Annotated in this window: 18 protein-coding genes; 10 read left to right on the top strand and 8 right to left on the bottom strand. The window is 61.5% G+C overall.

Translation table 11 applies throughout. The features are described from left to right. The first annotated feature begins 1 nt into the window (after window position 1). The 5 genes from M5B42_RS25655 to M5B42_RS25635 all read left to right on the top strand — a co-directional run bounded on the left by M5B42_RS25655 (window position 2) and on the right by M5B42_RS25635 (window position 6,439). Window positions 2-895 (top strand): MaoC/PaaZ C-terminal domain-containing protein, encoded by an 894-nt coding sequence (locus M5B42_RS25655; protein ID WP_248747416.1) that lies wholly within the window; start codon window positions 2-4, stop codon window positions 893-895. Continuing rightward, window positions 892-2,190, top strand: a complete 1,299-nt coding sequence (locus tag M5B42_RS25650; protein WP_248747398.1) for an acetyl-CoA C-acetyltransferase — start codon at window positions 892-894, stop codon at window positions 2,188-2,190. The genes M5B42_RS25655 and M5B42_RS25650 overlap by 4 nt, the downstream gene beginning before the upstream one ends. Before the next feature lie 21 nt (window positions 2,191-2,211). Beyond that, on the top strand, window positions 2,212-3,933 hold the full coding sequence (locus tag M5B42_RS25645) for an AMP-binding protein (protein WP_248747397.1): 1,722 nt from the start codon (window positions 2,212-2,214) through the stop codon (window positions 3,931-3,933). A 264-nt stretch (window positions 3,934-4,197) separates the two neighbouring features. Continuing rightward, a complete protein-coding gene (locus M5B42_RS25640) occupies window positions 4,198-4,602 on the top strand; it encodes a TraR/DksA family transcriptional regulator (protein WP_100943636.1) in 405 nt (134 codons plus the stop codon). 337 nt (window positions 4,603-4,939) lie between these two features. Continuing rightward, the gene (locus M5B42_RS25635; RefSeq protein ID WP_248747415.1) at window positions 4,940-6,439 is read left to right on the top strand and encodes a methyl-accepting chemotaxis protein; all 1,500 of its coding nucleotides are present in this window, start codon (window positions 4,940-4,942) and stop codon (window positions 6,437-6,439) included. A 159-nt stretch (window positions 6,440-6,598) separates the two neighbouring features. On the opposite strand, the gene M5B42_RS25630 is transcribed toward M5B42_RS25635, so the two are convergent. Continuing rightward, entirely contained in the window at window positions 6,599-7,000 is a 402-nt protein-coding gene (locus M5B42_RS25630; protein ID WP_248747396.1) for a hypothetical protein, read from the bottom strand. Between the two features lie 515 nt (window positions 7,001-7,515). On the opposite strand from M5B42_RS25630, the gene M5B42_RS25625 reads away from it, so the two are divergent. From M5B42_RS25625 to M5B42_RS25615, 3 genes are all read left to right on the top strand, one after another. Continuing rightward, entirely contained in the window at window positions 7,516-7,983 is a 468-nt protein-coding gene (locus tag M5B42_RS25625) for a hypothetical protein (protein ID WP_100943867.1), read from the top strand. Further along, a complete protein-coding gene (locus tag M5B42_RS25620) occupies window positions 7,983-8,186 on the top strand; it encodes a hypothetical protein (protein ID WP_103498886.1) in 204 nt (67 codons plus the stop codon). The genes M5B42_RS25625 and M5B42_RS25620 overlap by 1 nt, the downstream gene beginning before the upstream one ends. 105 nt (window positions 8,187-8,291) lie before the next feature. Continuing rightward, the gene (locus M5B42_RS25615) at window positions 8,292-9,308 is read left to right on the top strand and encodes an ABC transporter substrate-binding protein (RefSeq protein WP_103498885.1); all 1,017 of its coding nucleotides are present in this window, start codon (window positions 8,292-8,294) and stop codon (window positions 9,306-9,308) included. 68 nt (window positions 9,309-9,376) lie between these two features. On the opposite strand, the gene M5B42_RS25610 is transcribed toward M5B42_RS25615, so the two are convergent. From M5B42_RS25610 to M5B42_RS25590, 5 genes are all read right to left on the bottom strand, one after another. Beyond that, window positions 9,377-10,492 (bottom strand): Gfo/Idh/MocA family oxidoreductase, encoded by a 1,116-nt coding sequence (locus M5B42_RS25610; protein WP_248747395.1) that lies wholly within the window; start codon window positions 10,490-10,492, stop codon window positions 9,377-9,379. An 89-nt stretch (window positions 10,493-10,581) separates the two neighbouring features. Continuing rightward, complete coding sequence (locus M5B42_RS25605) at window positions 10,582-11,349, bottom strand: SDR family oxidoreductase (protein WP_103498883.1); 768 nt, start codon at window positions 11,347-11,349, stop codon at window positions 10,582-10,584. Between the two features lie 26 nt (window positions 11,350-11,375). Then, window positions 11,376-12,443, bottom strand: coding sequence for a phosphotransferase family protein (locus M5B42_RS25600; RefSeq protein WP_152739540.1), 1,068 nt, complete (start codon window positions 12,441-12,443; stop codon window positions 11,376-11,378). A gap of 286 nt (window positions 12,444-12,729) precedes the next feature. Beyond that, a complete protein-coding gene (locus M5B42_RS25595; protein WP_248747394.1) occupies window positions 12,730-13,044 on the bottom strand; it encodes an SCP2 sterol-binding domain-containing protein in 315 nt (104 codons plus the stop codon). A gap of 60 nt (window positions 13,045-13,104) precedes the next feature. Beyond that, complete coding sequence (locus M5B42_RS25590) at window positions 13,105-13,815, bottom strand: histidine phosphatase family protein (protein ID WP_103498880.1); 711 nt, start codon at window positions 13,813-13,815, stop codon at window positions 13,105-13,107. Between the two features lie 208 nt (window positions 13,816-14,023). Between M5B42_RS25590 and sohB the strand changes: the two genes are divergently transcribed. Then, complete coding sequence (sohB, locus tag M5B42_RS25585) at window positions 14,024-15,046, top strand: protease SohB (protein WP_248747393.1); 1,023 nt, start codon at window positions 14,024-14,026, stop codon at window positions 15,044-15,046. A gap of 127 nt (window positions 15,047-15,173) precedes the next feature. Beyond that, window positions 15,174-20,027, top strand: a complete 4,854-nt coding sequence (locus M5B42_RS25580; RefSeq protein WP_248747392.1) for an NEL-type E3 ubiquitin ligase domain-containing protein — start codon at window positions 15,174-15,176, stop codon at window positions 20,025-20,027. 41 nt (window positions 20,028-20,068) lie between these two features. Here M5B42_RS25580 and M5B42_RS25575 read toward each other — a convergent pair whose 3' ends face one another. Further along, window positions 20,069-20,563, bottom strand: coding sequence for a DUF934 domain-containing protein (locus M5B42_RS25575; protein ID WP_100943648.1), 495 nt, complete (start codon window positions 20,561-20,563; stop codon window positions 20,069-20,071). Beyond that, the gene (locus M5B42_RS25570) at window positions 20,547-22,205 is read right to left on the bottom strand and encodes a nitrite/sulfite reductase (RefSeq protein WP_248747391.1); all 1,659 of its coding nucleotides are present in this window, start codon (window positions 22,203-22,205) and stop codon (window positions 20,547-20,549) included. The genes M5B42_RS25575 and M5B42_RS25570 overlap by 17 nt, the downstream gene beginning before the upstream one ends. Window positions 22,206-22,576: the final 371 nt, after the last annotated feature.

Below are 22,576 nucleotides of genomic sequence, written 5' to 3'. Positions count from 1 at the left end.
GATGAAAGCCGATTCCTCCATTCGTCTTATCGACCCGCCGCCTTCCGGCGTCCGTTTGCTCTGGCTCGGCCTGCGCAGCTTGCGCAAGCCCAAGCTCGAAGGCCTACCGCGCTTGCCCGACGAGCAACTGGTGCGGCCGGCGGTGGAGCTGTTGGAGGCGGACATCGTCCGTTACGCCCGGGCCTGCGGTTTTCGTCCCGAGCACGGGGTGCCGCTGTCGTTTCCCCATAACCTGGCCTTGCCTCTGCACCTGCTGTTGCTGACCAGTCCGGCCTTTCCCTGGCCGGCCAGCGGCATGGTCCATCTGGCCAATCGCATTCGCCAGTACCAATGCCTGGAGGCCGGGCAGGCCTTGCGTCTGGAAGTGCATTGCGAGCGCTGGGTGGCGCACCCCAAGGGCCAGGCGGTACTGATCGTGACGCGGGCCAAAGGTGGCGGCGGCCTGGTGTGGGAAGGCGAAAGCCTGTATCTGCGCCGTGGGGTGGCCGCTCCCCAGGGTGAGCCCTGGCAGGGCGTATTGGACCTGGATGAAGCTGCCCTGGTGCGCACTCAGCGCTGGTCCTTGCCAGCGGACCTGGGGCGGCGTTTTGCCCGGATCTGCGGCGATTCCAACCCGATCCATATCTCCTGGCTGGGGGCGCGCCTGTTCGGGTTCCGGCGGCCTATTGCCCATGGCATGTGGACCCTGGGCCGCGCACTGGCGGCGCAACAACCGCCACAGCCGTTGGCCGCCGCGGAGCTGACCTGCGAGTTCAAGCTGCCAATCTTCCTGCCCGGCAGCGCCACGCTGTGGAATGTGCCGCCGACAGGCTCGCGTCACAAATTCGAAGTGCGCAACGCGGCAGGTGACAAACCGCATATGCGTGGACTCTTTATCCGGGGAGATCAGTCATGAGTACCTACGCTTTCAACCCGGCGCCGGTGCGTCGGGTCGCCATCCTCGGTGGCAATCGCATTCCATTTGCCCGCTCCAATACGGTGTACGCCCAGGACAGCAACCAGGACCTGCTGGTGGCGGCCTTGCAGGGCCTGATCGATCGCCACGGCCTTGAGGGCAAGCGCCTGGGGGAATTCGCCGCCGGGGCGGTGATCAAGCATTCGCGGGACTTCAACCTGGCCCGCGAGTCCCTGCTGTCCACCACCTTGTCGCCAGAGACCCCGGCCTACGATGTGCAGCAAGCCTGTGGCACCGGCCTTGAGGCGGCGTTGCTGGTGGCCAACAAGATTGCCCTGGGGCAGATCGACGTGGGGATTGCCGGTGGCGCCGATACCACCTCGGACGCGCCCATCGCGATCAACGAAGCCTTGCGCCAGATCCTCCTGCGGGCCAATCGCTCCAAAAGCCTGGGCGACAAGCTGCGCAGCCTGCTCGGGGTACGTCCGGGGATGTTCTTCAAACCCCTGCTGCCGCGCAACGGCGAACCGCGCACCGGGTTGTCCATGGGCGAGCATTGCGAGGAGATGGCCAAGCGTTGGCAGATCCGCCGACTGGCCCAGGACGAACTGGCGCTGACCAGTCACCAACGCCTCGATGCCGCCTACAAACGCGGTTTCTTCGATGATCTGATCAGCCCCTATCGCGGGCTGAAACGCGATAACAACCTGCGCGCCGATGCCAGCCTGGAGAGACTGGCCGGCCTGGGGCCGGTCTACGACCAACGCAGCGGCACCCTGACCGCCGGCAACTCGACGCCATTGACCGATGGCGCCTCGGTGGTCCTGCTGGCAAGCGAGGAATGGGCGCAGGCGAACAACCAGCGGGTGCTGGCTTACCTGCGTACCGGCGAAACCGCGGCGGTGAATTTTGTCGACGGCACCGAGGGCCTGCTGATGGCGCCGGCCTACGCCGTGCCACGGATGCTCGCCCGCGAAGGCCTGGGTTTGCAGGACTTTGACTTCTACGAGATCCACGAAGCCTTTGCCGCCCAGGTGCTCTGCACCCTGAAGGCCTGGGAAGACCCCGACTATTGCCGTGAGCGCCTTGGCCAGGATGCGGCGTTGGGTTCGATCGACCGTGGCAAACTCAACGTCAACGGCGGTTCCCTGGCCTGCGGGCATCCGTTTGCCGCCACCGGTGGGCGCTTGCTGGCGACCCTGGCCAAGGCGATTGACGAGCGCGGCCAGGGCCGTGGACTGATCTCCGTATGTGCCGCCGGCGGGCTGGGTGTGACCGCCATCGTCGAAAAATAAAACAACAGCAAGGAAAGTGCCATGAGCGTCGCAAGCCTGCACAGCATTGACCAGCGCATCTGGTTGAACGCCTACCTGCCGGGGGTTCCCGCCGATATCGAAAGCGAGATCGACCGTTATCCGTCACTGCGCGAGGTGTTTCTCGAGCATATGGAGAAGTACCGTGAACGCGTCGCCTACGTCAGCATCGGCACTGAGATGGGGTATGTCGAATGGGAGCAGCGCGCCTTTGCCTTCGCGGCCTGGCTGCAGTCCCGGGGGGTGAAGAAGGGCGATCGCGTGGCGCTGATGATGCCCAACTGCCTGCAATATCCGATCTGTCTGTTCGGCACCTTGCTGGTGGGCGCGGTGGTGGTCAACGTCAACCCGTTGTATACCGCCCATGAACTCCGGCACCTGCTCAAGGACAGCGGCGCCGAGACCGTGGTGATCTTCGAGAACTTCGCCCATACCCTGGAACAGGCGCTACCCGGCAGCGCGCTGAAAAATATCGTGGTGGCGGCCATCGGCGACCTGGTGGGGACGCTCAAGGGCGCGGCCCTGAACTTTGTGCTGCGGTATGTCCAGAAACAGGTGCCGCGTTTCCACCTGCCGAGCTCGATCCGGTTCCCGCAGATGATGAAACAGGCGATGAGGATGAAGGCCAGGAAGGTCAAGCTGGCCCACGATGACATCGCTTTCCTGCAATACACCGGCGGCACCACGGGCGATGCCAAGGGGGCGATGCTCACCCACCGTAATATCCTCGCCAACCTGATGCAGGCCAAGGCCTGGGTCGGCAACCAACTGGATGAGAACCAGCAGGAAACCAATGTCACCCTGTTGCCGCTGTATCACGTGCTGTCGCTGACGGTGAACTGCCTGATGTTCATGTGCCTGGGCGGGCGCAATATCCTGATCGCCAACCCCCGTGACGTGAAGCGGGTGCAGATGATCCTGCGCAAGGAGAAGTTCAGCGGCATTGTCGGGGTCAATACCCTGTTCAACGGGCTGCTGGAAAACGAAGCCTTTCGCGACCGCGATTTTTCCGATCTGAAGCTGGCGATTGCCGGTGGCATGGCCACCCACACCGCCGTGGCCCGGCGCTGGAAAGAGGTGACCGGGGTGCCGATCATCGAAGGCTACGGGCTGACCGAGTGTTCGCCGGTGGTCAGCATCAGCCCCATCGATATTGCGCGGATGCGCGAGGGGGATTTCAGCGGGACCATCGGCGTGCCCTTGCCCTCGACCTGGGTGCGTTTCATGCGCGAAGACGGCGAGCTGGCGCAACTGGGCGAGGAGGGCGAGTTGCAGGTCCGCGGCCCGCAGGTGATGAAAGGCTACTGGCAGCGGCCGGAGGAAACCGCCCTGGTGCTGGACCGGCACGGCTGGCTGTCGACCGGCGATATCGGGGTAATGAACGAGCAGGGCTTTATCCGCCTGGTGGATCGCAAGAAGGACATGATCCTGGTGTCGGGCTTCAATGTGTACCCCAACGAAATCGAGGATGTGGTCGCCCTGCACCCCGGCGTCGCCGAAGTGGCGGCCATCGGCGTCGCCGATCAGGTCACCGGGGAGCGGGTGAAGATCTTCGTGGTGCGCAAGGACCCGGCCTTGACCGAGGCCCAGTTGCTGGCGCATTGCCGGGAGTACCTGACAGGGTACAAGGTGCCGCGGATTGTCGAGTTTCGCACTGAAGAACTGCCCAAGACCACGGTGGGCAAAGTGCTACGTCGTGCGCTGCGTGACCATTTGTCTCCTTAACTGACGCTTTGCAGTGAATTTCTTGTTATAAACACACTCCGATACGTCTCCACGGGACCGGCGCCAGAGCGCCTGTGTGGGCGCATCGGACGTTTTTGCTGTCATTTCAGTTGCTGACTCGATAACTCGGCCTTAGACTGCCGCCCCTCGTAAATTGAGTGCCGGGTGGCGCTTGGAATGGACGGCGCCTTTCTGTGCATCCCCTCAGGTGCGCAGAACGCTCCCTAATTCGCCTTAATGCACGTATTTTCTATAGAGAAATCAATGACAAAGGAAAAGTTGCTGGCCATGCCGGCGGACGACTACATGAACGCCGAGCAACTGGCTTTCTTTACCGAGCTGTTGCAAGCGATGAAAGTCGAAACCCACGAGCGTATCGAGCAGAACCGTATTGCCATCGAGAGTCTCGATACCCCGGCTGACCCGGCTGACGCCGCTTCCGTTGAAGAAGAACGCACCTGGCTGGTGAACGCCATCGACCGCGACCAGCGCATGCTGCCGCAGTTGGAACAGGCACTGCTGCGCATCAACGACGACTCCTTCGGCTGGTGCGACGACAGCGGCGAGGCGATCGGCCTCAAGCGCCTGCTGATCAGCCCGACCACCAAGTACTGCATCGAAGCTCAGGAACGTCACGAGCAGATCGACAAGCATCAGCGCCAGGCCTGATCGCTGCCCCCTGCAGGTGCCGGCTTGCCGGCGATCCGGACGACGCGGTGTTTCTGTCACGCCGCGTCATCGTTCATCGTCGATAAACCCGCCTCCACACCCGCCCCATAGCAGCTATCGTTGATGCATGCGCCCTACAACTAACGGACCATGGCTAATGGCCCGATAGTGGCGTTTAATGCAAAAAAACAACTAGAAGCTCACGGTGGGTAAGTACATGTCTGGAGAAGGAATTCTGCCTGGGGTCGGGTCGCACGTGGACGTGCCATCGAAACCGGCGCTGCGCTGGCTGACACCCCTGATACAGAGCGTGGGGCTGGCGCTGTTGTTGTCGGCCATGGCCTTTGCCGGCTGGTCCCTGGGCGTTTGCCTGCCCCTGGCGCTGTTGTTGATCTGGCTGCCGCGCCTGCGGATGCGCCAGGCCCCGGTGTCAGCCGTGCAGAGCGGCGGCGATACCCTGGCGCAATTGACCCGCGACCTTTCCCATACCACCAGCCATAACGCCCTGTCCGCCGCTGGCGTGGCCTTTGCGGTCAAGCAGCTGGCCGGCAAGGTGCAGTCGCAGCTCAGTGCCGCCGCGCAGATTGTCGCCAGTGCCGAACAGGTGATCAGCACCGAGCAGACCACCTCGCACTTGAGCCAGCAGGCCCTCGGCTCGGCCAGTCAGGCCCGCAGCAGCAGCGCCGAAGGGCATACGGTGCTGGCGGAGTCCATCGGCCGCATGCACCGGCTCAGCCAGCAGGCCAATGCCAGTCGCCAGACAATCGAGGCCCTGAGCCAGCGCAGCGAAGAAATCCAGCGGGTGACCCTGGTGATCCAGGCGATCGCCAGCCAGACCAACCTGCTGGCCCTTAACGCTGCGATCGAGGCGGCCCGCGCCGGCGAGCATGGTCGCGGTTTTGCCGTGGTCGCCGACGAAGTACGCGGGCTGGCCGGGCGCACGGCCACGGCGACCGATGAGGTCGGGGTCATGGTGGCCGATATCCAGCAGCGCACCACCCAGGTCGTCGAGCAGATCCGTCAACTGGCCCAGGATCTGGACGGCGGTGTGGAGCAGGTCGAGGATACCGGCCGGCACCTGGCGAATATCGCCGGCCTGGCGGCCAGTGTCGAAGCGCAGGTGGGCGAGATCGCCCGCGGTGCACAGAGCAACCGCGAGCAACTGGACAGCCTGTTCACGGCGGTGGAGCAGATGCGCGGCGACCTGGCCGTCAGCGACCAGCAGACCCGCCACCTGACCCAGGCGGCGACCCAGATGGAAGGGCAGGCCGAGACCATCAGCCAGCGCCTGGCCGAGGTCGGCCTGGACGATTACCACCAGCGGGTCTACGACCTCGCCCGTGAAGGGGCCGGACAGATTGCCGCGCGTTTCGAGGCGGATATCGAACAGAACCGCATCAGTCTTGATGACCTGTTCGACCGGACGTACCAGCCGATCGCCAATACCTCGCCGGCCAAATACCAGACGCGTTTCGACCGTTACACCGATCAGGTCCTGCCGGCGATCCAGGAGCCGTTGCTGGCGCGCCATGAAGGATTGGTGTTTGCCATCGCCTGTACGCCCCAGGGCTATGTGCCGACCCATAACCAGGCGTTTTGCCAGCCCCTGACGGGTAACCCGCAGCAGGACACGCTGCACAACCGGACCAAGCGCAAGTTCGATGACCGTACGGGGATTCGTTGTGGCAGCCACCAGCAGCCGCTGTTGTTGCAGACCTATACCCGCGACACGGGTGAGCTGATGCATGACTTGTCGGTGCCGATCATGGTCAAGGGCCGCCATTGGGGCGGGCTGCGCCTGGGCTACAAGCCGGAAAGTGCACCCAAAAAAGGCTGATGGTGTACTCAAGGGTCTCTTCGCGGCGGTGCGGCGTCCCGACAAGCCCTGCTCCTACAGTGTTGTGTCGTACTCAAGAGAGTGTTCGACAAAAAACTGTAGGAGCAGGGCTTGCCCGCGAAGAGGCCGGTTCAACCACTGCAAGACTGTGGGAGTTGCTCAGGCCGAAGTATCAGTCATCCCGGCCATCAGCTTTTCCGCCATGAACAGCGCGGTGCTGGTGCCGTTCAGTGCGGCGCCGAGGGCTGCGACCTGGGCCTTGGCCGGCTGGACAGCAGCTTCGCGCGCCGCTGCGTTGGGGTGGTGGCCGCTTTTGGTCGCGGCCAGGTGCGCATTGGCCTTGCGCAGTCGTTGTTGCAACTGCTCGATCTGTGCCCGGAGTTTCTTGACCCGATCCTGCGCCGCCTTTGCATTGGCCGCCAGGCTGTCGCCCAGCAGATTCAAGCCACTGTCGCCATCCAGCAAAGGGTCGGACGAAAGACGGCTGGCGGCACTACCGCTCTCTTCGGGGGACGACAGGAGGAAGGCGGGTGGGATCAAGGAAACATTCAAGTTGATCATCGGCGATACTCCGGGAATGACGCTTGCCAGATTATCGACCGCGGGATGGCATTCTGTAGTCTCGACGAGCGCTTCTACAGGGTATTTGCGACAGACTGGACACAATTGAGTACTTTTTGTCTTGTAAGATGCTGCTCACGGGTAGTTTGATTGGCCCGAATGGCCTGACGTGTTCTAGAATCACTTCCAGTGCCCAGGGGCTGATTTCATCCAGGGCATTTTTTGCAACCTGCATGTCGGAAATTACTTTTTTTCAGGAAGGCCTTCCCTCGCAAATTCAGTTGCCGGTTTCCCGTGATCGGTGCAATGCGGTGTTTTCCTTCAAGCGCTGATGACACTTCGCAGAAGTCATGGGACCTTGCATCCATTAGGCTTGCTGCGCACCGGTGAGCATCGCCAGGCCGCGCGGGCAAACATCAGGGCTTTCTATTCAGTAACCGACGGCGGTGACCGATCGTTTTGTGTTGCCTGACACTTGCCGGGCGGCTTCATTTTTCGAGTTTGAGGACTTTTCGTTGGCAGTCAGTAATCTGGATATGCATGCACTGTTTGTACTGGGTGATCTTCGGGCCAAGCTGGTCAAGCAGTTTCAATCGCGTTTCGTCTATATCACCGAACAAACCGCCGAAGGCATCTACATCGCCGAGATCGACACCGAAACCTCCCTGGTGGTCGATGACAAGCAGCACCTGGAGCTCAAGGTCGGCGATCATTTTCGTGCCGCGGTATTGCCCAGCCGCGAAGGCGGCAAGTTCGACATCAAGTTTCGCGAGATCAAACTGACGGTCTATGGCCTGGGCGACTATGCCTATATCACCGTACCGGAAGGCCATGGCATTGTGTTCAAGGAAGGGCATACCGTGGTGATGGTGTTTGCCGCCCATGAACAGTTGCAGGGCACCTTGAGCAAGACCCTCAAGGACGTGACCAAGAAGGCCGCGCGCTGGCGCAAGGGCGAACTGACCTTCAAGGCCAGCGAGTAATGGGTTTGACCCGGGCCGAGTTCCATCAACAGCATGTGCGGCAGGCCAGTGCCGAGGCCCGCCGGTTGTTCGAACGCAAGGCCGAACTGCAGGGCGCCTGGCTCAACTGGGTTGCGGCGCAATTGTATGCACTGGGGCCTGCGGAGTATGTCAGCATGGTCCGACGTGAGTTGCAGCAACTTCAGTCGCCAGATACTCATTGATCGCTGGCGCATCATTCCGGGAACCTCGACTACAGTTCTGCTGACTGAATATTTCCGGGCTTTCGGACTTTTCGCCGAAAAACGATCTGCGATTGAGGTGATTCCATGAAAGGATTTCGCGCGCTGTTCGCCAGCGCCCTGGCTGTTTTCTGTATCGGCGCCATGCCGCTGGCGGTTCGAGCCGCGCCCCAGCCGATCCACTTTGCCGACCTGAACTGGGAAAGTGGCAGCCTGATCACCGACATCCTGCGGTATATCGTCGAAAAAGGTTACGGCCTGCCGACCGATATGCTGCCCGGCACCACGGTGACCCTGGAAACGGCCCTGGCCAAGAATGATATCCAGGTGATTGGCGAAGAGTGGGCCGGACGCAGTCCGGTGTGGGTCAAGGCTGAAGCGGCGGGTGAGGTTGCAGCCGTTGGCGATACCGTCAAGGGTGCCACCGAGGGCTGGTGGGTGCCGGAGTACGTGATCAAGGGCGATCCGGAGCGTGGCATCAAGCCCCTGGCGCCGGATCTGCACGGGGTCGCGGACCTGGCCCGCTACAAGGATGTGTTCCGCGACCCGGAGTCCCCGGATAAGGGCCGTTTTCTCAACAGCCCGATCGGCTGGACATCGGAAATCGTCAACCAGCAGAAACTCAAGGCCTACGGCCTGACCGACAGTTATGTGAACTTTCGCAGTGGCTCCGGAGCGGCGCTGGATGCGGAGATCACCTCATCGATCCGGCGTGGCAAACCGATCCTGTTCTATTACTGGTCGCCGACGCCGCTGTTGGGCAAGTTCAAGCTGGTCCAGTTGCAGGAGCCGGCCTTTGATGCCGAGGCCTGGAAGACCCTGACCGACCCGGAGAATCCTGATCCCAAGCCGAGCCGTTCTTTGGCTTCGAAGCTGAGCATTGGCGTGTCTACGCCGTTCAAGACGCAATACCCGCAGATACTGGCGTTTTTCGCCAAGGTCGACCTGCCGATTGATGTGTTGAACCAGGCGCTGGCGAAAATGAGCGAGGAGCGCCTGCCGCCACGCCAGGTGACGGAGGCTTTCCTCAAGGGGCATCCGGAGGTCTGGAAGGCCTGGTTGCCCGTGGATGTGGCCAACAAGGTTGCCGCCAGCCTCAAGTAATGCATCGTTCTGTGTGGGTGTGTGGGAGCGGAGCTTGTCGGATCGCCACAAGTCCTGCCCCACAGGTTCTACAGCTCGCTGACATCGACCCAGCGCCGCTCCCTGGCCGCCCGGCGAATTGTTGTCGCCAGGCGCTCCACTTGCCAGGCCTCTTCGAAGTCGGTCCCCGTCTGGCTTCGACCGGCCAGCGCCTCGATCAATGCCTGGACCTCCAGGGCCTTGAGTTCGTTGTAACCCAACTGATGGCCGGCGGCCGGGCTGAAGGCTGCGTAACGCGGTAGATGCGGCCCGGCCAGCAGGCGCTGGAAACCGCTCTGGCCGGCGCGGCAGAGTTGCAGTTCGTTCAGGCGCTCCTGGTCGAAGGCCAGGGTGCCCCGGGTGCCGCTGATCTCGAAGCTCAGGTGGTTCTTGTAGCCGTGCTTGAGCCAGCTGCTGCTGAAGGTGCCCCGGGCGCCATTGGCGAAGCGCAGCAGGGCGTGGACCTGATCGTCGACGGCAATCCCACGGGTCTCCAGGCTGCCGGCACTGGCCGGGCGCTGTGCATGGACGGTGCGGGTGTCGGCACACACGGCGCTGATATCGCCGAGCAGATAACGAGCCATGGCCAGCAGATGGCTGCCCAGGTCGGCCAGGGCGCCGCCGGCATGCTGGGCTTCGCAACGCCAGGACCAGGGCGAGGCGGGGTCGGCCATGAAGTCTTCGCTGAATTCGCCCTGGAAACCGACGATTTCCCCCAGTTCGCCGCTCTGGATCAGCTCCCGGGCCAGGTCTATCATCGGATTGTGCTGGTAGTTGTAGCCGACGCGGGTGACCACGCCGGCCTGGCGGGCGGCGTCACGCATTTGCGTGGCCTGATCCAGGTCGACCGCCAGGGGTTTTTCGCAGTACACCGCCTTGCCCGCCGCAAGGGCAGCCATGGCCATGGGGAAATGCAGGTGATTGGGCGTGGTGATGGCCACCACCCCGACCCGGGGATCGTCAATCAGTTGTTGCCAGTCGCCGTAGGCCTGCTCGAAACCCCAGGCCTGGGCGCAGGATTCGGCACGCCGGGCGTCGGCATCCGCCAGTGCCACCAGGCGCAGCTTCAGCGGCAGTTCGAATACGGCGCTGGCATTGTGAAATGCCAGCGCGTGGGCACGGCCCATAAAGCCCGTGCCGATCAAGCCTATTCCCAACTCGTCCATCACCACGCCCTCTGATTATTATTTTCAGGAAGGGCTATTTATAGAATTTAAATTCAATAAATTCAACTGATGGAATTTTTATTTCATGATCAGGACAGGAAACCACCGTCCACGTTCAGCGCAACCCCGGTGGTGTAGCTGGAGGCATCGCTGGCCAGGTACAGCACGGCCCCGGCCATTTCGCTCGGCGCGGCGACGCGCTTGAGGGGGATCTGTTGCAGGGCGGTCTTGAGGATCGCTTCGTTGCTGACCAGGGCCGAGGCGAACTTGGTATCGGTCAGGCCCGGTAGCAGGGCGTTGCAACGAATGCCGAACTGCGCGCACTCCTTGGCGAAAACCTTGGTCATGTTGATCACGGCGGCCTTGGTCACCGAATAGATGCCCTGGAAGATGCCCGGGGAAATACCGTTGATCGAAGCCACGTTGATGATGCTGCCACCGCCGTGCTCGCGCATCAGCTTGCCGGCTTCCACCGACATGAAGAAGTAGCCGCGGATATTCACGTCGACGGTTTTCTGGAACGCGCTGAGATCGGTGTCCAGCACATTGCAGAACTGCGGGTTGGTGGCGGCGTTGTTGACCAGGATGTCCAGACGCCCGAACTGCTCGCGGATACCGGCGAAGACCTGGCTGATCTGTTCCATTTCACCGATATGGCAGGCGATGGCGGTGGCCTTGCCGCCGTCGGCGATGATCGCATCGGCCACGTGCTGGCAGCCTTCGAGCTTGCGGCTCGAGACAATCACATGGGCGCCTTGCTGGGCCAGCAGCTTGGCAATGGCCTCGCCGATACCACGGCTGGCGCCGGAAACAAAGGCGATCTTGCCATCGAGGTCGAACAACTGGGTCTTGGACATGGTGATTTTCCTGGTTGTAGGCGCGGTCAGAGGCTGGACGACTGGATGACTTTCAGGCTCATCTGCTCCAGCAGCTTGTTCATGTGAATGAACTGCGCAAAGCGTTTGTCCTGGGTCTGGCCGTGGAAGAAACGGTAGTAGATCTGCTGCACGATGCCGGCCAGGCGGAACAGGCCGTAGGTGTAGTAGAAATCGAAGTTGTCGATGGCGATCCCCGAGCGTTCGGCGTAGTAGTCGACGAACTGGCGACGGGTCAGCATGCCGGGGGCGTGGCTGGGCTGGCGGCGCATCAATTGCACCGGGGCCGGGTCGCCCGCCTCGATCCAGTAAGCCAGGGTGTTGCCCAGGTCCATCAGCGGGTTGCCGATAGTGGTCAGTTCCCAGTCGAGCACGCCGATGATCTGCATCGGGTTGTGGGGATCGAGGATCACGTTGTCGAAGCGATAGTCGTTGTGCACGATGCTCGAGGTCGGATGGTCGGCGGGCATCTTGTCCTTGAGCCAGGTCCGTACCGCTTCCCAGCTCGGGGCGTCAGGGGTCAGGGCTTTTTCGTAACGCTCGCTCCAGCCACGGATCTGCCGCTCGACGTAACCCTCGGGTTTGCCCAGGTCAGCCAGGCCACAGGCCGTGTAGTCGACCTGGTGCAGTTCGACCAGACGGTCGATAAAGCTCTTGCACAGGGTTTCGGTCTGCGCGGCATCCAGGCCCAGCTCCGGTGGCAGGTCGGAGCGCAGGATGATGCCCTCGACCCGCTGCATCACATAGAACTCGGCGCCGATCACCGACTCGTCGGTGCAGTGCACATAAGCCTTGGGGCAGTACGGAAAACCGTCCTTGAGCTGGTTGAGGATGCGGAACTCGCGGCCCATGTCGTGGGCGGACTTGGCCTTGTGACCGAACGGCGGCCGACGCAGGACAAATTCCTGTTCCGGGTAGCGGATCAGGTAGGTCAGGTTCGAGGCGCCGCCGGGGAACTGGCTGATCGTCGGCAGGCCGTGCAGGCCCGGAATATGAGCCTTGAGATACGGATCGATCAAGCCGGCATCCAGCTCTTCGCCGGCGCGGATACGGGTGGACTGGTCAGTAAGCGTCATGCTTATCCCTTCTGCTTATTCTGGAGGCCAGAGATTATTGACTAATCTAATGCTCGCCCTGTCTGCCTACAAGCGCGGCCCGCTGTTATAGGCCGGGGTGTTGCAGGATGATCAGCGTGCCTGATAGGCCAGCGTAGAGGGAAAGCGGTGCTTGGCAAGAGTGCCCATTGCCGGAGCAGGCTTGCTCGGGGGGGGGGGGGGGCGATATAACGCACGAAACCCGATGCCCACGACGCCGGGGTGGGCATCATGAGCTATCGGGTTTCGACTGTTATGCAGGCGTGGATCAGGCCGGGAACAGCTCGCTCAGCTTCATCGACAGCATCATGTCGCCTTCGACGCGCAGCTTGCCGCCCATGAATGCCTGCATGCCGTCGGTGTCGCCGCTGACGATGCCTTTCATGGTTTCGCCGTCGGTGACCAGGGTCACGTTGGCATCCGGGTTTTCGCCTTCCAGCAGTTCGCAGGTGCCGTTCTTGACGATCAGCGAGAAGTGCTGGGTGTCATCGATACGGAAACCGAAGACAACGTCCAGGCCGGCAGCGGCAGCTGGGTTGAACTTGGTTTTCATTGCTTCTACGGCGTGGGCTACAGAGGTCATGGTTCGATCCTTTTATGGGTAAATACGGCAACGACCCCAAGGGTCACGGTGGGCCGGAGCTTATCGGAAGGTGATCAGCTCCGGGGCCTTCAGCAGTTGCAGGTGCGCTTGACTGTTGAAGGACGCCAGGGCCACCTCGCGACCGCGAAACTTGAGCTGGTTGAGCGAGGTGTTGACGATCTGCCAGTTCAGCTCAAAGGCTTCCCTGGCTGGAATTCGGGTGATCAGGTGGAGCAGGGCGGTGATGGTTCCGCCGGAGGTGAACACGGCGATTTTCTGGCTGTTGTCGGCCTGTTCGAGAATCCGCCGCAGCCCGCCCTCGACCCGGGCGACAAACCCCAGCCAGCTTTCCAGCTCCGGGGTGTCATGCTGGCCACTGAGCCAGCGCTCGATGATCAGGGCGAACAGGCGCTGGAACTCGCCACGGTTTTGCGCGGCGTTGCGCAGGATGTGCAGGGCTTCGGGTTCATCCGGCAGCAAGCCGGGCAACAGCGCGCGGATCACCGCGTCGGCGTCGAACTCGTTGAAGGCTGTATCGGTTTCCAGGGGCGGGACCAACAGGCCGGCGCCGTCGCACTGCGCCAGGGCGGTGAGCGCGGTATCCTGCTGGCGGCGCAGGTCGCCGGCCAGGCAACGGTCGAAGCTCAGGCCCAGGTCGGCCAGGTGCTTACCGAGGACCTCGGCCTGGCGAATACCGATCGGCGAGAGCACGTCGTAGTCGTCCGCACCGAAGGAGGCCTGGCCATGTCGAATCAGATAAATGCTGCCCACGTCCGCGTCGTCCCGGTACGTTGAAGGTCTGGCGAGGTTATGAGGATGGCGGAAGCCTGTCAATAAAAAAACATACGCTCGTTTGAAATGTTTGTTAGAGACACAATTCAGGCGGTGCCACAACTGGCCGCAAGGCCGCCTCGACGGTATGCTGGACCGGTCGTGAGCCCCCACAGACGGGGGCCGCCTGATTTTGTAAGGAGTCACCGTGGAGTTTCTTGCCGAGTACGCAAGTTTTCTGGCTAAAACCGTTACCCTGGTTATTGCGATTGTCGTGGTCCTGGTGACCGCGGCCACGCTACGCAGCAAAGGTCGGCGCCGGTCGGCGGGGCAGTTGCAGGTCAGCAAGCTCAACGATTTCTACAAGGGCCTGCGCGAGCGCCTGGAGCAGAGCCTGCTCGACAAGGACCAGCTCAAGGTCCTGCGCAAGCAGCAGGCCAAGGGCGAGAAAAAACACAAGAAGCAGCCCGAAGCCAAGACGCGGGTGTTCGTGCTGGATTTCGATGGCGATATCAAGGCGTCGGCCACCGAAAGCCTGCGCCATGAGATCACCGCGCTGCTGAGCCTGGCCACGCCCAAGGATGAAGTGGTGTTGCGCCTGGAAAGCGGTGGCGGCATGGTCCACAGCTATGGCCTGGCCTCTTCGCAACTGGCGCGTATCCGTCAGGCCGGCGTCCCGCTGACCATCTGCATCGACAAGGTCGCGGCCAGCGGCGGCTACATGATGGCCTGCATCGGCGACAAGATCATCAGTGCACCTTTTGCCATTCTCGGTTCCATCGGCGTGGTGGCGCAGTTGCCCAACGTCAACAAGCTGCTGAAGAAGCACGATATCGATTTCGAAGTGCTGACCGCCGGCGAGTACAAGCGCACCTTGACCGTGTTTGGCGAAAACACTGAAAAAGGCCGTGAGAAGTTTCAGCAGGACCTGGATATCACCCATCGCCTGTTCAAGAACTTTGTCTCGCAGTACCGCCCGCAACTGGCCATCGATGAAGTGGCCACCGGCGAAATCTGGCTGGGTGTCGCGGCCCTGGACAAGCAGTTGGTGGACGAACTGAAGACCAGCGATGAATACCTGTCCGACCGCGCAAAACATGCCGAGTTGTTCCATCTGCACTATGCCGAACGCAAGAGCCTGCAAGAGCGCGTCGGGCTGGCGGCCAGCAGCTCGCTGGAGCGTGTGCTGGTCAATGGGTGGAGTCGTTTGACCCAGCAACGTTTCTGGTAGACCGCTACCTCGATGGTTTCTGTCAATCGTCTCGGACAGAAACCATCCGACCCTCAAATAAGTACCCCCTTTCCATGGCAAACACTCAATAAGCTGGAATCTCTAATGGATATCCAGGTTGATTGCCATGGAAGAAACAAACGTCGTTGAGTACAGCCGGATACCTGCCGAGGCAGGTATTCATTTCGATAGGATCAAGGAGAAGATTCCCAGTTGGCTCTACCGAGCCGCTCCGGAAATACGCCTGTTATTTCGCGAACATCTGCTGGCCCTGGAAACGTCGAGACATGAAGTCCGGCGGATCATGGCGCAGTTGCAGAAGATTGATGTGTTCTGTACGCCACTTCTGGTCCAGGCGCTGGAAAGACAGATCAACAGCGACCAGGACTTGCAAAGTGCCCGCTTTGTCAGGGTCGATGCTACTTACCTGTCCAGTATCTTCGAGGATAAGTTCTATACCTTCTCCCACAGCCAGACGCTGCTGGAGGCTGCCTTGCAGAACTTCGAGGCTGGCGAGACCTTGTCGGGAGCGTTGTCAGGCAAGGCGGTTATCCAGTTTCCCGCTGATGCTGGGGGTGTTAACACCTCACTTGCACCGGAAGACTTTGCCTGGGCTTGTCGAACGCTGAACCTGGGGGCCTTGTACCAGACGCATATCGACAGTGTTTTCAATCCTCCCGGTCAGCCGTCGGCCAACGGAGCTTTGTCGGTAAAACAGCACTTTGCCGAGTATGACAAACAGACTTTGGCGGTGACCGCCGATATCGCCTACATGAAGGGGGAGATCACCGCGACGACCTACGCTTTACTGCTGGAGTTGGTCAAGGGGCAGGCCGGTTTGAGGTTGGGTGGCGAACTCCTGCATTACAGTCGAATGAAAATGTTCGATATCGAGTTGAGCGGGTGGGTGGTCATCGGCGCGAAACTGGCGGAGGACTCGACCTTACCCTGTATTGCCTATATTCCGGATGACCCGCGTGGTCCACTGAAGTACTACCGGCACTTTCTCCTCTTTGAACATGATTTGACGCTGAAACTTCGGGACCCGTCTTATCGGCAGTTTTTCGCCCGTTTCGTCCCCGAGGAGCACAGGCTACGGTTCTTTCGAACCCTGAATGCCAGATTGCTTTCCCAGGATCGAACCTGGCCGCCCGTGCCGGCGATTTTCCAATATATCCCGCTGACCGAAGTACCCATCGAAGGCGGACTGTTCGAAAGTTTCCAGCAGCAACGCTACCGTCAGATCAAGGCGCACGCGCGGCTGCTGGCGGTGCCCACGGCCGACGTCGACGCCCGGGTGCGCCAGGCGCGTCTGGACGCCTACCGCGAAGCCGGTCTGAGCCTGTTGGCGCTGGCTTTATCGTTCGTGCCGGTAATCGGTCAGATCATCCTGGCAGCGGCGGCGGTGAAGATGGTCGTGGAGGTCTATGACGGGTTCGCGGCTTGGCAACTCGGGGAAAAACGCGAGGCCCTCGGCTATCTGCTGGGGGTGGTCGAAGACCTCGCCCTGTTGGCGGCCGGGGCGGTGGTGGTGAAGGGCGGCAAGGCCCTGTTCAAGACGCTGTCCCCGTCTTCAGTCGATGCCTTGATTCCCGTTGAAGCGCCGGGAGGTCGGCGCCGCTTGTGGAGAGCCGATCTTGCCCCCTATGAGCGTGATATCCGTTTGCCTGAGGATCTCGAGGCCGACGCGATGGGGCTTTATCCGCTCCAGGACAACCTCTATCTGCCGCTGGAAGGGAAAGTATATGCCGTGAGGTATGACCGGGCTCGCCTGCAATGGCAGATTGAGCACCCGGAAGGCGAAGCGTTTCACGCCGTGCCGCTCAGGTTCAACCGTACGGGTGTCTGGCAAACGATTTACGAGCGCGTCGCTGACTGGCCCGTGGAGCAATTGTTCCGCCGCCTCGGCGAGCCCATGGTCGGACTCGGCAACCAGCTGCGTTTGAAGATCCGCCAGTTCTGTTCCGCTCAGGAGAATGTCTTGCGCAAAGCCCTGGCGGACAATCAGCCGGTGCCCGCGCTGCTGCTCGATACGATCAAGCGCTTCAGGATCGACCAGGCCATCAGCGATTTTATCGGCGAGGTGCCCGACGCCCTATCGCGAACGCTGGAGCAGGGCGATCTGCGCTTGCGGGTACTGACATCGTTGCCCGACTGGCCGGAAAACCGGGTCGTCCAGGTGTTCAATGGGTTGGGTGAAGTCATGCAGGAGTACGGTCGGCGCACGGGCGAGCAGTTCTCCTCGTTGCAGATCATCGAGTCGCAGCTCAAGAATGGCAACCTGCTCCAGTCGACGCTGAACATGTTGAGCGAGCCTGAGCGTCAAACGCTGTTCGGTGCGGAGCTGACGGACAATGGGCGGCGTGTCCGGGTACTGAGCCAACGCCTCAGGCAATGGGCCGGGCAGCGAAGGCAATGGTTGTTCGACGAGTTGTACGCGGCGAGCGAGAAAACCGACGACGACAGGGTCAATCGTATTCTCGGGGTGTTCCCCGGCTTACCGGGAAGTGTCGCCCGGGAATTGATCGCCCATGCCAACAGCGCCGAACTCGATCTCTTGAGCGAGCGGGTGCCGCTACGGTTCTCGGAGGAAATTAGCTGGTACCTCAAGCAGTTGCGGCTTAACCGGGTGTGCGAGAGCTGGTATTTGCTGGCCCCGCAATACGCCCAGGCAGACCGTCTTGCACTGCATACGCTTGGGCGATTACCCGGCTGGCCGGCCAAGGGGTTGCGGATTGAGTTGCGCGAACAGCGCTTTACCAGTGAGGCGCTGGAAACGGCGGGGGATCCGGATATCACCACGCCCCGGGTGATTCTCAAGGTCGCTCGACAGTACAACGCCTTCGATCACTCGGGGACGCTCCTGGGCAGGGCCGATAACATTTTCGACGCGATGGTGCGTGCCTTGCCGGAGCCTGATCGCGTTGCCCTCGGATTCCGCGGTGCGGAGCGAGGCGCCTGGCTGAAAGAACAGATTGTCGCCCAGGTTGCCCGAGATCCTTATGCGGCCCAGGATACGCTGGGCCTGTCGCCTTTCAGTCGCAGGTTCAGGCCACCGATGCGCCTGGCCTCCGGGCGCATCGGTTACCCGATGAGCGATGTCGGCAGGGTCCTGGGGTATTCCGAGCGATTGATAGGGCGTGTGCGTGACTTGTATCCGGGGTTCTCCTCGGAAGAGGTGGGTCGTTTTCTCACTTCACTCCACCTGCCCGAGTCTGCCTGCCTGGTGGAGCTCGAGCGCCTGCGGGGGGAGTATGAGGTGTTGTTCACCACACTGGATAAATGGGTGCAGCGCCAGACCTGGAGGCGTGTGCGGGGCACCTTGCAAGTCGCTCCCGTGGCCCTCGACAACAAGCAGCGGGTGGCCGATGCGATCCTGGCCTGCTGGAGAAAACAGTCCAACCGCAATCGGTTGGGTGGACAGTACTTCTACGAACTGGATCTGTTGGGCATGCGGGTCGGAGACTTGCCGGCGATCAGCGCCGACTTCAGTCATGTGGGCTTTCTGTTCATGAATGATATGGCCGTCGCCAGCACCGAAGTCTCATTTTTATCCTGCTTCAGGCAGTTGCGCTGGTTGTCCATGGGCTTCAACCATCTGGGTAGCCTGCCGGTGGAGTTGGGGCAGATGTCCGAACTGATCCATCTGCACCTGCCAGGCAACCAGATTGTGCTGAACCGCCAGAGCGCGGAGGTGTTGACCCGGCTGACCCGGCTGAAATTCCTGAATCTTTCGGATAACCCTCTGGTCCAGCCCCCCGATATCAGCCAGATGAGCCAGCTGGAGACCCTGTTGTTGCGTCATACCGAGCTGGATCGCTGGCCTGTCGGGCTGCCGGGGTTGAGCAACCTGCAGCGTGTGGATCTGCGGGGCAATCGGATTTCGACCATCCCCGAGGCAGTTTACTCCGGGCCGGTCTCCATCAACCGGATTACCCACCTTCATGACAACCCGGCGCTTTCGGTCGAGGGCATGCTGCGGTTGCAGCGTTACGAACGCGAAACCGGCATCAATTTCGGCATCGATATGCCGGGCCGGCGGCACCCCCATGCCCTGCGTCGGACCACGTCGCTTCGCGAGTGCGACAACTGGCTGGGGGCCATATCCACCGAGCAGAAGGTTCTGAAAGAACAGCAATGGCAGTTGCTGCATCGGCAGCAAGGTTCCGCGGACTTTTTCAAGCTGCTGGCGGACCTGAGTGTCACCGCCGAATATCGCGAGGCGCGCGAGGATTTGAGCCTGCGGGTCTGGCAGGTCGTGGAGGCGGTCAGTCAATACAGTGAACTGCGCGAGGAGCTGTTTGTCTCGGCGTCCCATCCGCAGACCTGCTCCGATGGTGCGGAACTGATCTTCAGCGACATGGAGATCCGGGTCCTGGTGAATCAGGCGAGGGCCATGGTCGTGGGCACCCCGGCGACTACCGAACTGAATCTGTTGAAGCTGTCCCGGGGATTGTGGCGCCTGGATGAAGTCGAGAGCCTGGCTCAGACGGATATCGAGGCGCGGTTGAAGTTGCCCGATGCGTCAGGGGTCGACCCGGTGGAGGTGAGGCTGGCCTACCGCATCGGTCTGACGGAGCGACTTCGCTTGCCGGGCCAGCCCAAACACATGACGTTTACTGAGTTGGCCCGGGTGACGGAGCAGCATCTGGACGCGGCTTATGCCAAGGTCCTGGCCCGGGAGCGGACCCCGGCGTATCCGCGGGCCTTGGCCGATCGCGAGTTCTGGGCCAGCTACCTGAAGGAGCATAACCCTTCGCGATTCAAGGGTATTGATGCGCAGCACCAGGCTGCTGTGTCCGCGCTGGATGCCCGACGTACGAGCAGAAGCGATCCCCATTGGCATGAGTTCATCGATATCGAACTGGAGGCCCAGATGGGGGATCAACTCAGGGCTTGGCGGGAAGCCCAGGCCAGGGAAACCCTGGCGTTGACCGAAGAGGTGCTCGAGAGAATCCCAGCGCAGGAGCTGGATGCTTGAAGCCCGGCGCGGGTGCCTGGAGGCACCCGGCCGGACAAGCTTCAGCGGCGACGGAACAGCGGCAGCGGTTCGTCGGTGGCGGCCTGGTAGGTCACCGAGAAGTCCTTGAGGCTTTCCAGGGCTTCGTAGGGGTCCTTGTCCGCACGCAGGGCGTAGGCGTCGAAACCGCAACGGTGCAGGTAGAACAACTGGTCGCGCAGCACATCGCCAATCGCCCGCAGCTCGCCCTTGTAACCGTAACGGTCACGCAGCAGGCGGGCATTGGAGTAGTTACGACCGTCGGTGAAGGCCGGGAAATTCAGCGCGATGACCTGGAAGTGTTGCACGTCATCGCCGATTTCCTCGGCTTCCTCATCGGCGTCCAGCCACACGCCCAGGCCGCCGTCGCGGGCCTTGAGGGCGTGGGCGTGCTCGCGCCACAGGGCCAGCGGCACGATCAGGTCGTCGCAGTTGGAGATGCCGTCGAAGGACGCGTCCTTGGGCAGCAGGTGCCAGGTCTCGTCGATAACGGCGTTGTTCTTAATGATTCGCTGCATAGACGCGCTCCTTGAAGGGGTCGATACCGATTCGCTGGTAAGTGTCGATGAAGCGTTCGTCTTCGGTACGTTTTTCCACGTAGACGTCGATCAGTTTCTCGATCACGTCGGGCATGGCCTCCTGGGCGAAGGACGGGCCGAGGATCTTGCCCAGGCTGGCGTCACGGCTGGCGCTGCCGCCGAGGGACACCTGGTAGAACTCTTCGCCTTTCTTGTCCACCCCGAGAATGCCGATATGGCCGACGTGGTGGTGGCCGCAGGCGTTCATGCAACCGGAAATGTTCAGGTCCAGTTCGCCGATATCGAACAGGTAGTCCAGGTCGTCGAAGCGGCGCTGGATCGACTCGGCGATCGGGATCGACTTGGCGTTGGCCAGGGAGCAGAAGTCGCCGCCCGGGCAGCAGATGATATCGGTCAGCAGGCCGATGTTCGGCGTGGCGAAACCGTTTTCGCGCAGTTCGCCCCAGAGGGTGAACAACTGGCTCTGTTCCACGTCGGCGAGAATGATGTTCTGCTCGTGGGAGGTGCGCAGTTGGCCGAAGCTGTAGCGGTCGGCCAGGTCGGCGATGGCATCGAATTGCTTGTCGGTCACGTCGCCCGGGGCTACGCCGGTGGGCTTGAGGGACAAGGTCACGGCCACATAGCCGGGCTTTTTATGGGCCAGGGTGTTACGAGTGCGCCAGCGGGCGAAACCCGGGTGCTGCTGGTCCAGTTCGGCCAGTTCAGCGACCTGGTTGTCCAGGACCTTGTAGTCCGGGTCGACGAAGTGCTTGGCGACGCGATGGACTTCGGCCTCGGTGAGGGTGGTCTGGCCGCCGCGCAGGTGGACCATCTCGGCGTCGACTTTCTCGGCGAAGACTTCCGGGGTCAAGGCCTTGACCAGGATCTTGATCCGCGCCTTGTACTTGTTGTCGCGACGGCCATAGCGGTTGTAGACCCGCAGGATGGCGTCGAGATAGCTCAACAGGTCCTGCCACGGCAGGAACTCGTTGATAAAGGCACCGACCACCGGGGTACGGCCCAGGCCACCACCGACCAGGACCCGGAAGCCCAGCTCGCCGGCGGCGTTGTGCACCGGCTCCAGGCCGATGTCGTGGACTTCGATGGCCGCGCGGTCCGAGGTCGAGCCATTGATGGCGATCTTGAACTTGCGCGGCAGGTAGGCGAATTCCGGGTGGAAGGTGGTCCACTGGCGGACAATCTCGCACCAAGGGCGCGGGTCGATCAACTCGTCGGCGGCGACACCGGCAAACTGATCGGTGGTGACGTTGCGCAGGCAGTTGCCGCTGGTCTGGATCGCGTGCATCTGCACGGTGGCCAGCTCGGCGAGAATTTCCGGCACGTCTTCCAGCGCCGGCCAGTTGAACTGCACGTTCTGCCGGGTACTGATATGGGCGTAGCCCTTGTCGTAGTCGCGGGCGATCCGCGCCATCATTCGCGCCTGGCGCGACGTCAGCTGGCCATAAGGCACGGCAACCCGCAGCATCGGGGCGAAACGCTGGACATACAGGCCATTTTGCAGACGCAGCGGGCGGAACTCTTCTTCGCTCAGCTCACCTGCCAGATAGCGTCGGGTCTGATCACGGAACTGCTTGACGCGGTCCTCGATGATCCGCTGATCGTACTCGTCGTATACGTACATATAGATCCTGTTCTCAGGCTTCATAAATACCCCCGGCGCTCCAGGCCCCCGGAGTATCTCAACAATTCTGCGCGCACGGCCGCGCACTCCATTGACGGAGCCGGCGCACGATAGCAGTTTGCAGTTATGCGTAAAAGTGATGTTTGAGTATATGCACAGAACCAAAACGACTAACGTTCGTCGACGAACCATAACCCTGTTTGTGGTATGGGCAATTCTCTACTTAACTATCAGCGAGTTTGCAGCAATCACCGATAAAACCGACAAGAGGCGATGCGATGAGCAATCCAGTCAAAGCAAGGAAAAGCGACAGCACGGTTGATGCCTGGGCGATCCTGTTCCTGATCATCCTGGTGGTGGCCACCGCTGTA

Source organism: Pseudomonas sp. MWU12-2037, assembly GCF_023242345.1.
In the GTDB taxonomy this organism is placed as follows: domain Bacteria; phylum Pseudomonadota; class Gammaproteobacteria; order Pseudomonadales; family Pseudomonadaceae; genus Aquipseudomonas; species Aquipseudomonas gingeri_D.
This window is presented reverse-complemented; position numbering and strand designations above follow the sequence as displayed.

Excerpts from the sequence above, each read along its gene's own strand:
- M5B42_RS25655 (WP_248747416.1), top strand. The coding sequence starts at position 2 with ATGAAAGCCGATTCCTCCATTCGTCTTATCGACCCGCCGCCTTCCGGC.
- M5B42_RS25650 (WP_248747398.1), top strand. The coding sequence starts at position 892 with ATGAGTACCTACGCTTTCAACCCGGCGCCGGTGCGTCGGGTCGCCATC.
- M5B42_RS25645 (WP_248747397.1), top strand. The coding sequence starts at position 2,212 with ATGAGCGTCGCAAGCCTGCACAGCATTGACCAGCGCATCTGGTTGAAC.
- M5B42_RS25640 (WP_100943636.1), top strand. The coding sequence starts at position 4,198 with ATGACAAAGGAAAAGTTGCTGGCCATGCCGGCGGACGACTACATGAAC.
- M5B42_RS25635 (WP_248747415.1), top strand. The coding sequence starts at position 4,940 with ATGGCCTTTGCCGGCTGGTCCCTGGGCGTTTGCCTGCCCCTGGCGCTG.
- M5B42_RS25630 (WP_248747396.1), bottom strand. The coding sequence starts at position 7,000 with ATGATCAACTTGAATGTTTCCTTGATCCCACCCGCCTTCCTCCTGTCG.
- M5B42_RS25620 (WP_103498886.1), top strand. The coding sequence starts at position 7,983 with ATGGGTTTGACCCGGGCCGAGTTCCATCAACAGCATGTGCGGCAGGCC.
- M5B42_RS25615 (WP_103498885.1), top strand. The coding sequence starts at position 8,292 with ATGAAAGGATTTCGCGCGCTGTTCGCCAGCGCCCTGGCTGTTTTCTGT.
- M5B42_RS25610 (WP_248747395.1), bottom strand. The coding sequence starts at position 10,492 with ATGGACGAGTTGGGAATAGGCTTGATCGGCACGGGCTTTATGGGCCGT.
- M5B42_RS25605 (WP_103498883.1), bottom strand. The coding sequence starts at position 11,349 with ATGTCCAAGACCCAGTTGTTCGACCTCGATGGCAAGATCGCCTTTGTT.
- M5B42_RS25600 (WP_152739540.1), bottom strand. The coding sequence starts at position 12,443 with ATGACGCTTACTGACCAGTCCACCCGTATCCGCGCCGGCGAAGAGCTG.
- M5B42_RS25595 (WP_248747394.1), bottom strand. The coding sequence starts at position 13,044 with ATGACCTCTGTAGCCCACGCCGTAGAAGCAATGAAAACCAAGTTCAAC.
- M5B42_RS25580 (WP_248747392.1), top strand. The coding sequence starts at position 15,174 with ATGGAAGAAACAAACGTCGTTGAGTACAGCCGGATACCTGCCGAGGCA.
- M5B42_RS25575 (WP_100943648.1), bottom strand. The coding sequence starts at position 20,563 with ATGCAGCGAATCATTAAGAACAACGCCGTTATCGACGAGACCTGGCAC.
- M5B42_RS25570 (WP_248747391.1), bottom strand. The coding sequence starts at position 22,205 with ATGTACGTATACGACGAGTACGATCAGCGGATCATCGAGGACCGCGTC.